The sequence below is a fragment of the Nonomuraea terrae genome (assembly GCF_004348995.1).
In the GTDB taxonomy this organism is placed as follows: Bacteria; Actinomycetota; Actinomycetes; order Streptosporangiales; family Streptosporangiaceae; genus Nonomuraea; species Nonomuraea terrae.
The window spans coordinates 40,180-51,083 of the sequence record NZ_SMKQ01000040.1 but is presented as its reverse complement, the minus strand read 5'-3'; the positions used below and the strand labels follow the sequence as shown (position 1 = coordinate 51,083).

Genomic DNA, 10,904 nt, shown 5'->3' with positions numbered 1-10,904 from the left:
GGGTGATGGGAGGAGGCGGTTGATGCGGTGGGATGGGAAAGGATGCGGGAGAAGGGCGGGATGTCCGTTTGACCGCAGACGGTCAGCCTGGGGTGGTGTGGGAGGTAGACTTTCCGATGGCCTGTGACACAGGCCGACTTCGCATGCCCCATTGCGGACCGCGCCATCGGTCCGGGCCTAGTGCCCGGCTGGAGCGGGTTCGGGGCATCAGGGCGGCAGACGACGCGCTGCCGCGGCACAACCGAGAACCGCGCCCCTCCGCAGGGCGCCCAGACCTGGAGGACCAGAACATGGCCCCCGTCGTCACCATGCGACAGCTGCTCGAGAGCGGCGTTCACTTCGGTCACCAGACCCGGCGCTGGAACCCGAAGATGAAGCGCTTCATCTTCACCGAGCGCAACGGCATTTACATCATCGACCTGCAGAAGTCTCTGTCGTACATCGACCGCGCCTACGACTTCGTGAAGGAGACGGTCGCCCACGGCGGCACGATCCTCTTCATCGGCACCAAGAAGCAGGCGCAGGAGGCCATCTCCGAGCAGGCGGCCAGGGTCGGCATGCCGTACGTCAACCAGCGCTGGCTGGGTGGCATGCTCACCAACTTCTCGACCGTGCACAAGCGGCTGCAGCGCCTGAAGGAGCTCGAGGAGCTCGACTTCGACAACGTCGCGGCCTCGGGGCTCACCAAGAAGGAGCTCCTCATGCGGCGCCGCGAGAAGGACAAGCTCGAGCGCACGCTCGGCGGCATCCGTGACATGGGCCGCGTGCCCAGCGCGGTGTGGGTCGTCGACACCAAGAAGGAGCACATCGCGATCAGCGAGGCCAAGAAGCTTGGCATCCCTGTCGTCGCGATCCTCGACACCAACTGCGACCCTGACGAGGTCGACTACCCGATCCCGGGCAACGACGACGCCATCCGCGCCGTCGGCCTGCTGACCAGGGTCGTCGCCGACGGTGTCGCGGCCGGTCTGATGGCTCGCTCCGGCGCCGCCCGCGGTGACGAGAAGCCGGCCGCCGCCGAGCCGCTGGCCGAGTGGGAGCGCGAGCTCATCGAGCAGGGCACCGGCGAGCGCCCGGCCGAGGAGGCCGCAGCGGCTCCCGAGGCCGCCGCTCCCGAGGCTGAGGCTCCCGAGGCTGCCGCTCCGGAGGCTGCCGCTCCCGAAGCCGCCGCCGAGGAGGGTGCCACCGCTGAGGAGGCCACCCCGGCCGAGGCCCCCGCTGCCGAGGGCGAGAACGAGCAGCAGGCCTGACGCTTTCTCGGTTAGGCGCGGGCCTGGCCGTCTTACGGCCCGGCAAGGCGTTCTTGCCAAGCGAGCAGCAACGAAACGTGACAGCTGAATAAGGCGAAACCACCGGTGGCCGTAGGCCCTGGAGGGGTTGGTCAGGCAAGGTGCGTACGGGTTCGGCAATGGCTGAGCCGGGACGCGGCACGCCGGGCGGGCGACTTCGGGGCTGAGGCCGTAAGCCAGGTCAGGGCGGATACCGCGGCGAGTTCGTCGTGGTGACGTCCTGGCGGGCGGGCACGACTGGACATGGGCCACGATGCTGAGGGTCTGGCTGTCAGGCCAGGTCGCCTGAAGCGTCGGGCCTGGGTGACAGGTGCTGCGGGACCTTGGCGAATGGCTGAGGTGCCGCAGGGCTTGGATCTGGGCCTGCGGACGTCCCGATGGTCGACGTGAGACGCGGATGGTCGAGGAAGGACTCCTGGCGTGGTAGCCGGGGGCTGGATTCGGTCGCTCGTGCGGAGCGTGCCGTACTGAGGTAGGGCGAGGTGGCCGTTGAGGCGTACTGAGCCATGCTGGGCTGAGACGGTCGCCGTCCCGATGAGGACGGTCGCCGACGAGGCGCGGTGCGGAGATCGAACCGGTACCGGTCTGCGGGCGGGTGGCTCTGCGGCGCGGCGATTGCCGAGCTCACGGGCCGTCCGACCGGCGGCGGTAGGACCCGGTGCTCTGGGATGAGGCTGAGCCGGGCACTGTGCCCGGACGAGGCCGAGGCCGGAGACGCCGCCTGTGCGGATGCTGCGCTCGGGTGAAGCCGGGACGGAGCCGCGTGCGGTGCCCAGGGAGGTCGGATGGCTGAGCCGGGCGGTGCTCGTGCAGGGTCGGGCGGCTGAGCCTCGGAGCGTGGTGCCGGGGCGGGGTCGGACGGCTCTGGCTCGAGTGGCATGCTCGCTCGGGAAGGCCGGTTGACCGAGCTGCGGTGTGATGTCTGGTGAAGCCTGGTACGGCTGAACCGGGTGTCATGGCCGGGCGCGGTCGGTCCACGACTTCCGAGTGGCTGAGCCCGAGTGTCACGCGGCTTCGGGCGGTTTCTGCGGCTGGGACGGTGAGGGCTGAGGTTGGCTGGAGCGAGGGCGTGAGCTGAACGTGAGGCTGGGCAGTATGCCCAGCGAGGCAAGCGAAGCAGCAAAGTCGGGCCGACCCGGGCCGGTGGAAGACCCGGGCCCCGAGCGAGACAAGGCGCCTGTACGGCACGCGCCCGCCGTACGAACCCCGGGTGGTGGCCGGATTCCGGCGCCCACCCGATCCACGATGACGACGACGAAATCCCACAAGGAAAAAGAGCAATGGCTTCCGTGAACATGGCCGACGTCAAGCGGCTTCGCGAGATCACCGCTGCCGGCATGATGGACTGCAAGAAGGCGCTGGAGGAGTCCGAAGGCGACTTCGACCGGGCCATCGAGATCCTGCGCCTCAAGGGTGCCAAGGACGTGGGCAAGCGCGAGGCACGCACCGCCTCCAACGGCCTCGTCGCGCTGAAGCAGGACGGCGACTCTTCCGCCGCGCTGCTCGAGCTCAACTGCGAGACCGACTTCGTGGCCAAGGGCGAGCGCTTCCAGGAGCTCGCGGGCCAGGTCGTGGCGCACGTCCTCGAGACCAAGCCGGCCGACGTGGCGACGCTGCTCGAGTCCTCCTTCGACGGCAAGACCGTCAAGGAGCACCTCGACGTCGCCAACGCCGCGCTGGGTGAGAAGATCGAGATCCGGCGGTTCGTGGTGCTGGAGGGCGGCTACATCGGCGCCTACATGCACAAGACCGACCCCGCGCTGCCGCCCGCGGTCGGCGTGCTGGTCCAGCTCGACAAGCCGAACGCCGAGGTCGCCAAGGACATCGCGCAGCACGCCGCCGCGATGGCCCCGCAGTACCTCAAGCCGGAGTCCGTGCCCACCGAGGTCGTCGAGAAGGAGCGCAAGCTCTTCGAGGAGATGACCCGCGAGGAGGGCAAGCCGGAGGCCGCCATCGGCAAGATCGTCGAGGGTCGCGTGAACGGCTGGTACAAGGACTTCACGCTGCTGCAGCAGGCCTTCGTCAAGGACAACAAGAAGAGCGTGGGCAAGTACGCCTCGGAGAACGGTGTCGAGGTCCTCGCTTTTGTCCGCTTCAAGGTTGGTCAGGCTTAGGCTTAGGCAAGCTGCCAGCTCTAACGATCCACCGAATGAAGGAGGCCGCCGCCGTGCAGGACCACCGGGAGTCAGCCCACGAATCCACGCGGACGGCGGCTTCCTCATCGCAACACCAGCACATCCCGCTCAGGTGGAAGCGGGTCATGTTGAAGCTGTCAGGAGAGGCGTTCGCCGGTAGCGAGCCGCTGGGCATCGATCCGGGAGTCGTCGATCATCTGGCCGACTCGATCGCCGAGGCGGTCAAGGAGGGCGTGCAGGTCGCGGTCGTGGTCGGCGGCGGCAACATGTTCCGCGGCGCCACCCTGTCGCAAGGGGGCATCGACCGCGCCAGGGCCGACTACATGGGCATGCTGGGCACGGTCATCAACTGCCTGGCCCTGCAGGACTTCCTCGAACGGCGGGGCGTGGAGACGCGCGTGCAGACCGCCATCACGATGCAGCAGGTGGCCGAGCCGTTCCTGCCGCGCCGCGCGATCCGGCACCTGGAGAAGGGCCGTGTGGTCATCTTCGGCGCGGGGCTCGGCTCGCCGTTCTTCTCCACCGACACCGCGGCCTCCCAGCGCGCCCTGGAGATCGGCGCCGAAGCGCTGCTCAAGGGCACCCAGGTCGACGGCATCTACGACTCCGATCCACGGAAGAATCCCGACGCGGTCAGGTTCGACCATCTCGACTACGGCGAGGTACTGCTGCGTGACCTCGCGGTCATGGACGCCACCGCGATCAGCCTGTGCAAGGACAACGATCTGCCGATCGTGGTCTTCGACCTCATGGGCGAGGGCAACATCCTGCGAGCGGTACGCGGTGAGAAAATCGGCACGCTGGTGAGTCCCGCAGGCAAATGACGGAGCGAGCCCGATACCGCCAGCTAGAAGACAGGGAGCCGCTGTGATCGACGAAACCCTCCTCGAAGCCGAGGAAAAGATGGACAAGGCCGTATCGGTCGCGAAGGAGGACTTCGCGAGCATCCGTACGGGCCGGGTCACCCCCTCGATGTTCAACAAGATCAATGCTGAGTACTACGGCACGCCGACGCCGATTCAGCAGCTGGCGTCGTTCCACGTGCCCGAGGCGCGCATGGTCCTCATCCAGCCCTACGACAAGAGCTCCATGGGTGCGATCGAGAAGGCCATCCGCGACTCCGACCTCGGCGTCAACCCGACCGACGACGGCCAGGTGATCCGCGTGTCGTTCCCGGAGCTGTCCGAGGAGCGCCGCAAGGAGTACATCAAGGTCGCCAGGACCAAGGGCGAGCACGCCAAGGTGTCCATTCGCAACATCCGCCGCTCCGCCAAGGAGACCCTCGACAAGATGGTCAAGGACGGCGAGGCGGGCGAGGACGAGGTCAGGCGGGCCGAGAAGGAGCTCGACGACCTCACCCAGAAGCACGTCGCCAAGATCGATGAGCTGCTCAAGCACAAGGAAGCCGAGCTGCTCGAGGTCTGAGCGGCGCCGCAACGGAGGGCCGCGTCCGACGGCCTCAGGCAGCGGGTCAGCATCTACGGCCCTCGCCCCCCGCGGCGGGGGCCGTGGCACATGGAGAATCGCAGTGGAAGAACGTACGGCTGGCACCAGTTCGAACGGCGGCAGCCGTACCGGAAGGAACCTGCCGGCCGCGATCGCGGTCGGTCTGGTGCTGGGCGCGCTGGTCCTCGGCACGCTCTACACCGTCAAAGAGCTGTTCCTCCTGGTGCTCGTGGGAGCAGTGGGCGTAGGGGTCCTGGAGCTGGTCAAGGCCTTCGACACCCGGGACATCAAGGTGCCGGCCGTGCCGGTGCTGGCGGCGCTGGTGGTGATGCAGGCGGCCGCGTACTGGCTCGGTCCCGTCTGGTTACTCGCGACGTTCGCCGCGTTCGCGTTGGTGCTGCTGGTCTGGCGAATGTTCAGCGCCGGCACGGACGGATACGTGCGCGACGCCTCGGCGTCGGTGTTCATCCTGTTCTATCCCGCGATGCTCAGCACGTTCGCGGCGTTGCTGCTCAAGGCTCCCGACGGCGACCACCGGGTGCTCGTGTTCATCGCGGTCACCGTGGCCAGCGACATCGGCGGCTATGTCGCGGGTGTGCTGTTCGGGCGGCACCCGATGAGCGTGATCAGCCCCCGCAAGACGTGGGAGGGGTTCACCGGGTCGGTCGTCGGCTCCACGGTGGTCGGCGCGTGGCTGGTGACGTGGCTGCTGGGCGGTGAGATCTGGCAGGGTGCGCTGATCGGCGCGCTGGCGGCGGCGCTGGCGACGGTCGGCGACCTGGTGGAGTCGATGATCAAGCGCGACCTCGGCATCAAGGACCTCGGCACGATCCTCCCCGGACACGGCGGCCTGATGGACCGGCTCGACTCGCTGGTGACGACGTTGGTGCCCGTCTGGGTGCTGATGACGCTGTTCTTGTGAAATCAGTGTCACTGGGCCTCCAGGGCCTGGGTGGTGACGGGGGACAGCCAGAGCCACCGTACGAGCTCCCCACCGAACGCGAATCCTGACATGTCGGGCATGTGGGGTGGGTTGGCCTGCATGAGGACCCCCGAATACTGCGGGCCCAGCGGGAACGTGGACGGCTCGTGATACCACTTCGCGGTGTGCCCGTTGCCGAGCCACGTGACCGAGTGCCATGGATACTGCGCCAGCCACACCAGCAGCAGCGCCGCGTCGCGCGGGTCGTCCCGGGTGGCCACGGCCAGCTCGATCCTGGCGTACGCGCCGGGTTTGTCGATCCACTGCTCCACCGTCGGCATGCGCTGGCAGCTCATCCCCACCGTGGACAGCACGGTGAACCCGCGCTCGCCGTGCGGCGGGCGTTCGGTGATCCCCACGGTCGGCAGGCGGTCGCCGCTGGCGTCCCAGTAGCGGCCGGCCGGGCCCAGCACCCCGTCGAGATGCCCCATCACGAACTGCTGGAACGACGGCCACGACCCCTCGCCGTGCCGCCAGCGCCAGTAGGATGCGGCGTTCTCGATACGGGGTTGTAACCCTTCCAGCGCCTCCGACAACGCCCAGGCGAACGGCGTCTCACCCACCGCGTCCCGCGCGTAGCCGGGCATGCCCCTGCGCATGTCGGCCCAGCCCGGAATGACGGCCAGCAGGTCGTCGTCCTCGTAGAGGGCCACGCCGTCGCCCTCCTCGAACCACAGCGGGCTGAGCTGCCCGAGCGGCCGGCGGCCCTCGGGGTGCAGGGTGTTGGGCCGGGGCATCAGTGGGGGCCGGCCGGCGTTGATCCGCCGCAGATCGACCACGGGCGGTGCCGGACGGTGGTTGGCCAGCCAGACCGCGCCGTGCACCGTGCCGTCGGGAGAGCACAGGTAAGCTACCGAGGAGTCCTCGTCCCGCTCGACCACGAGCGTCCGGCTGCCGTACGGACTGCCGGAGGCGAGGACGACCTCGGTGCCACCCTCGCCGGATGCCGACCGGAAAATCGCCATACGAGATGACTGTAGATCGGCGGGAGACCCGGACGCGAGCCGTAACGTGACCAGGAATTCCACCTCCGATCCGAACGTTCACTACCCTGGTCGACAACCCCTCACGCAAAGGCAGCAACGTGTCCCAGCCTCCAGGTCAGCTCACCTTCGTCGCGCCCCGGCGAGCCAAGCCCGCACGGCACCTGGCCGACCTGTCGATGGCCGACCGGCGGGCGGCGGTGGCCGAGCTGGGCGAGAAGGCGTTCCGTGCCGACCAGCTCTCGCGCCACTACTTCGAGCGGCTCACCACCGACGTGTCCGCGATGACCGACCTGCCCGCGGGCTCCCGCGAGAAGCTCGCGGCGCTGCTGCCGAGCCTGCTCACGCCGGTCCGCGAGCTGACCACCGACGGCGGCACCACCCGTAAGACGTTGTGGCGGCTGTTCGACGGGGCGCTGGTCGAGTCGGTGCTCATGCGCTACCCCGACCGGGTGACGATGTGCGTGTCGTCGCAGGCCGGCTGCGGCATGAACTGCCCGTTCTGCGCCACCGGCCAGGCCGGGCTGACCCGCAACATGTCGACCGCGGAGATCGTCGAGCAGGTCGTCGCGGGGGCGCGTGCGCTGGCGGCCGGTGAGGTGCCGGGCGGGCCGGGCCGGGTGAGCAACGTCGTGTTCATGGGCATGGGCGAGCCGCTGGCCAACTACAAGCAGGTGATCGGCGCCGTCCGCCGCCTGGTGGAGCCCGCGCCCCACGGGCTCGGCATCTCGGCGCGCGGCGTCACGGTCTCCACGGTCGGGCTGGTGCCCGCGATCGGCAAGCTCGCCGACGAAGGGCTGCCGGTGACGCTGGCGCTGTCGCTGCACGCCCCCGACGACGAGCTGCGCGACACGCTCGTGCCGATCAACACGCGCTGGAAGGTGGCCGAGGTCCTCGACGCCGCCTGGGCGTACGCGGCCAGGACGAAGCGCCGGGTCTCCATCGAGTACGCGCTGATCAAGGACGTCAACGACCACGAGTGGCGGGCCGACCTGCTCGGCAAGCTGGTCAAGAACAAGCTCGTGCACGTCAACCTCATCCCGCTCAACCCGACGCCCGGCTCGAAGTGGACAGCGTCGCGGCCGGAGGACGAGCGGGCGTTCGTGCGGCGGCTGGAGTTCCACGGGGTTCCGGTGACGGTGCGCGACACGCGCGGTCGCGAGATCGACGGCGCCTGCGGCCAGCTCGCCGCCGCCGAGTGATCCACGGGGCGCCGGCCTCGCCGTGTCATGGAAGCCCTCGGGTTTGACCTTGACGCTAACGTCAAGCTCCTAGCGTCGCGGCAGGAAGACCCGACCGGCTCCTGCGGGCACGGAGGCGAGGGGCGGTTCGCCCCTGCCGCTGTGGCTGCTGAGCCTCTTCCTCCTGGCGTTCTCCTTCGGCACCGACGACCTGATCATCGCGGGCGTCCTCCCGGACATCTCCCGGGATCTGGATGTCTCGGTCGCGATGAGCGGCCGGCTGGTCACCGTCTTCGCGCTGACGTTCGCGCTGGGGGCGCCGGTCGCCGCCTTCCTGACCGCCCGGCTGCCCCGGCGGCAGGTGCTCATCGGGGCGGCTGCCGTGTTCGTCCTCGCCAACGTCCTGGCCGCCCTGTCCCCTTCGTACGGTCTGCTGCTGGCGGCCCGGATCCTTTCGGGGCTGGCCGCCGCGACCGCCTCACCCGCGGCCTTCGCCGTCGCGGCAGCGGCGCGGGCGGGATGATGTCCTACGTCTACATCACAGAGATCGTCGGCCGGATCGGCGGCATCCGGGGGGCTCCGCCGTGGCCCCGCTGATCACCGTTGTGGGGCTGGCCGGGATCGTCGGCGCGTTCGTCGGCGGCCGGCTGGTGGACGCGGTGGGCGCACCCCGCGCGCTGATGGTGTTCCTGTGCGGTGTACTCGCCGCGCCTGTCCTCATGGTCATCCTGGGCGTCTCAGGAGGGCCGTACCCCATCGCCGTCGTCGCGCTGGTTCTGGTGCTGTACGGCCTGGCGACCTGGGGCATCGCGCCGGCCACCCAGGCATGGTTGCTCGAACGAGGAGACGGCCCCGGTGCGGCGAACGAGCTGATCGCCCTGAACAACAGCGCCATGTTCCTCGGCTTCTCACTCGCCGGCGGGATCGGCGGTCTGGTGCTGGAGACGAGCGGCGCGCCGGCCGTGCCCGCGGCCGCGGCGGGATGCGTGCTGGTCTCCCTGGTGTTGTTCTGGGCGGCGTTCACATCCGACCGGCGGAGAAGAGTGCGCGGGTGATGCGGATCGGCGAGCCGGCACACCGTGCGGGGGTGTCCCCGCGTGCTCTGCGCTACTACGAGGAGCAGGGCCTGATCACGGCGGAGCGCGACCACAACGGCTACCGGGTCTACGACGGTGACGCCGTCCTCCTCGTGCGCGACATCGCCCGCCTCCTGCACGCGGGGCTGAGCTCGGAGGACGTGCTGCGGTTCGTCGACTGCCTGGGCCAGGGGGAGCCGGATCCGCCGAGGGACTGCGTGGCCCTGCTCCGGACCTTCTCCGAGCGCCTCGGTGCGCTCGACGAACGCATCGCCGCCCTGACCGGCGCGCGCGAACGCCTCGCAGCCGAGACCGACCGTCTGGCCAAGCTGCTGGAGGGCTGACCGTCCACGGGACGGGACGCCCTACGCTCGGCGGCGCAGGTGTACGTACGCGGCCAGGCCGGCGGTGCACCAGGCCAGTGAGATCGCGGCGAGTTCGGGGAGCCTCTCGACGAGGTCTCCGGCGTTGGCGGCCTTCATCCAGGCGAGCAGGGGCACCGTCAGCCAATAGAGGGACGACGCGCTGACCAGCAGCATCGCCATGAACCCGAGCAGCAGGGCCATGATCGAGACGGCCGGTGACGGCAGGACGGCGCGGCTGGTGAGCGCGCCCAGCGCGGTACCGGCCAGGGCGGCGAGCACGTACAGGAGCGCCGCGGCCGCCAGCGCCGCCGGGGGAGGCGACACGGAGACGCCCAGCAGCAGCGCCCAGGCGAGGACGAGTGCGGCGAGCACCGCACACGCTGCGAACGCCGCCAGCAGGCCCGCGGCGACCTCCCTGCCCCGTCCGCCGACCTGGATCGCGGAGAGCTCGCGCTGCCGGTCCGGCTCGGTGTCCAACAGGCTTCTGGCCGCCCAGGCGAGGATCGGGACGATCAGTACGGCTCCGTCGGCCAGCACGGCGGTCTCCACGCCCCTCGGGGCCCGGCTGCCGTAGACGATCGCCAGCATGGCGAGAGCGAGCAGGAGCGCCTGGTAGACGCGGTGGGATCGGACGTAGGCGGCCAGGCGGAACGCGGCCAGGGCGATCAATGGCTCTCCTCGATCTCGCGGGCCAGGTACCCCTCGTCCCGCATCCTGGCCAGGAAACGCGGCAGGTCGCAGGCGGGAAGCGTGACGGCCACGGTGACCTGCCCGGCCGCCTCGGGGGTGCCGGGCCGCTGGGGCGTTCCGGCGGTGATGGCGGGCGTGGCCGGCAGGGTGAGGGGTGAGGGGGATTCGTGGAGGTGGCCGTTCTGGAGGGTCCAGTGGCGTAGGGCGGGGAGGTCGCGCAGGCCGGACTGGTGGTCGGCGGCGATGACGATGGCGCCGCGTTCCGCCAGTTCGGCGGCGATCGCGGGCAGCGCCTCGCGGGTGTCGGCGTCGAGGCCGGCGAACGGCTCGTCCAGGATGAGCAGCCCCGGCCCGGCCATCAGCGCCTGCACCAGCCCCACCTTGTGCGCGCTGCCCTTCGACAGGTCGCGCAGGGCGGTGTGGAGAAGGGGACCGAGGCCGAGACGTTCGGCCCAGGGCTCCCACCGGGCATCGCCGCGTACGCGGGACATGTGCCGCAGATAGGTCGTGACCGTGAACGGCTGGGCGGTGGGGAAGCGGTCGGGGGCGAAGCCGACGACCGCCGGCCGGTCGGCGATCACCCCCGAGGACGGCCGGGCGAGCCCCGCGAGGAGGCGGAGCAGCGTGGACTTGCCCGCCCCGTTCGCCCCGGTCAGCTCGACCACGTCGCCGGCGGACAGCCGGGCGTCGGCGTGGGAAATGACGAGGCGGTCACGTTTTCGGTAACGAAAAGAGACTCTGGTCAGCTGCATGATCC

At 69.9% G+C, this 10,904-nt stretch carries 12 protein-coding genes; 9 read left to right on the top strand and 3 right to left on the bottom strand.

Going from position 1 to position 10,904, the window contains the following annotated elements; translation table 11 throughout:
• Positions 1 to 290: 290 nt before the first annotated feature.
• From rpsB to E1286_RS16175, 5 genes are all read left to right on the top strand, one after another.
• Entirely contained in the window at positions 291 to 1,250 is a 960-nt protein-coding gene (gene rpsB, locus E1286_RS16195; protein ID WP_132613288.1) for a 30S ribosomal protein S2, read from the top strand.
• A 1,319-nt stretch (positions 1,251 to 2,569) separates the two neighbouring features.
• Positions 2,570 to 3,403, top strand: coding sequence for a translation elongation factor Ts (gene tsf / locus E1286_RS16190; protein WP_132613286.1), 834 nt, complete (start codon positions 2,570 to 2,572; stop codon positions 3,401 to 3,403).
• A gap of 146 nt (positions 3,404 to 3,549) precedes the next feature.
• Positions 3,550 to 4,248, top strand: a complete 699-nt coding sequence (pyrH, locus tag E1286_RS16185) for a UMP kinase (protein WP_223190007.1) — start codon at positions 3,550 to 3,552, stop codon at positions 4,246 to 4,248.
• A gap of 43 nt (positions 4,249 to 4,291) precedes the next feature.
• Entirely contained in the window at positions 4,292 to 4,849 is a 558-nt protein-coding gene (gene frr, locus E1286_RS16180; RefSeq protein ID WP_132613282.1) for a ribosome recycling factor, read from the top strand.
• 103 nt (positions 4,850 to 4,952) lie between these two features.
• A complete protein-coding gene (locus tag E1286_RS16175) occupies positions 4,953 to 5,792 on the top strand; it encodes a phosphatidate cytidylyltransferase (RefSeq protein ID WP_246074898.1) in 840 nt (279 codons plus the stop codon).
• An 8-nt stretch (positions 5,793 to 5,800) separates the two neighbouring features.
• Here E1286_RS16175 and E1286_RS16170 read toward each other — a convergent pair whose 3' ends face one another.
• Positions 5,801 to 6,817, bottom strand: a complete 1,017-nt coding sequence (locus E1286_RS16170) for a suppressor of fused domain protein (protein WP_132613280.1) — start codon at positions 6,815 to 6,817, stop codon at positions 5,801 to 5,803.
• A gap of 119 nt (positions 6,818 to 6,936) precedes the next feature.
• Between E1286_RS16170 and rlmN the strand changes: the two genes are divergently transcribed.
• From rlmN to E1286_RS16150, 4 genes are all read left to right on the top strand, one after another.
• Positions 6,937 to 8,037 carry a dual-specificity RNA methyltransferase RlmN gene (gene rlmN / locus E1286_RS16165; RefSeq protein ID WP_132613278.1) on the top strand — a complete coding sequence of 367 codons (1,101 nt, stop codon included), beginning with the start codon at positions 6,937 to 6,939 and terminating at the stop codon, positions 8,035 to 8,037.
• 133 nt (positions 8,038 to 8,170) lie between these two features.
• Positions 8,171 to 8,539 (top strand): MFS transporter, encoded by a 369-nt coding sequence (locus E1286_RS16160; RefSeq protein ID WP_132613276.1) that lies wholly within the window; start codon positions 8,171 to 8,173, stop codon positions 8,537 to 8,539.
• 61 nt (positions 8,540 to 8,600) lie between these two features.
• Positions 8,601 to 9,071 (top strand): MFS transporter, encoded by a 471-nt coding sequence (locus E1286_RS16155; protein ID WP_132613274.1) that lies wholly within the window; start codon positions 8,601 to 8,603, stop codon positions 9,069 to 9,071.
• The gene (locus tag E1286_RS16150; protein ID WP_132613272.1) at positions 9,071 to 9,436 is read left to right on the top strand and encodes a MerR family DNA-binding transcriptional regulator; all 366 of its coding nucleotides are present in this window, start codon (positions 9,071 to 9,073) and stop codon (positions 9,434 to 9,436) included. The genes E1286_RS16155 and E1286_RS16150 overlap by 1 nt, the downstream gene beginning before the upstream one ends.
• A gap of 21 nt (positions 9,437 to 9,457) precedes the next feature.
• Here the strand turns inward: E1286_RS16150 and E1286_RS16145 are convergent, their stop codons facing one another.
• The gene (locus E1286_RS16145; protein ID WP_132613270.1) at positions 9,458 to 10,126 is read right to left on the bottom strand and encodes a hypothetical protein; all 669 of its coding nucleotides are present in this window, start codon (positions 10,124 to 10,126) and stop codon (positions 9,458 to 9,460) included.
• A complete protein-coding gene (locus tag E1286_RS16140; RefSeq protein WP_132613268.1) occupies positions 10,123 to 10,899 on the bottom strand; it encodes an ABC transporter ATP-binding protein in 777 nt (258 codons plus the stop codon). The genes E1286_RS16145 and E1286_RS16140 overlap by 4 nt, the downstream gene beginning before the upstream one ends.
• Between the last annotated feature and the right edge of the window lie 5 nt (positions 10,900 to 10,904).

Coding starts and splice junctions, on each gene's coding strand:
- rpsB (WP_132613288.1), top strand. CDS start 291: ATGGCCCCCGTCGTCACCATGCGACAGCTGCTCGAGAGCGGCGTTCAC.
- tsf (WP_132613286.1), top strand. CDS start 2,570: ATGGCTTCCGTGAACATGGCCGACGTCAAGCGGCTTCGCGAGATCACC.
- pyrH (WP_223190007.1), top strand. CDS start 3,550: ATGTTGAAGCTGTCAGGAGAGGCGTTCGCCGGTAGCGAGCCGCTGGGC.
- E1286_RS16170 (WP_132613280.1), bottom strand. CDS start 6,817: ATGGCGATTTTCCGGTCGGCATCCGGCGAGGGTGGCACCGAGGTCGTC.
- E1286_RS16150 (WP_132613272.1), top strand. CDS start 9,071: ATGCGGATCGGCGAGCCGGCACACCGTGCGGGGGTGTCCCCGCGTGCT.
- E1286_RS16140 (WP_132613268.1), bottom strand. CDS start 10,899: ATGCAGCTGACCAGAGTCTCTTTTCGTTACCGAAAACGTGACCGCCTC.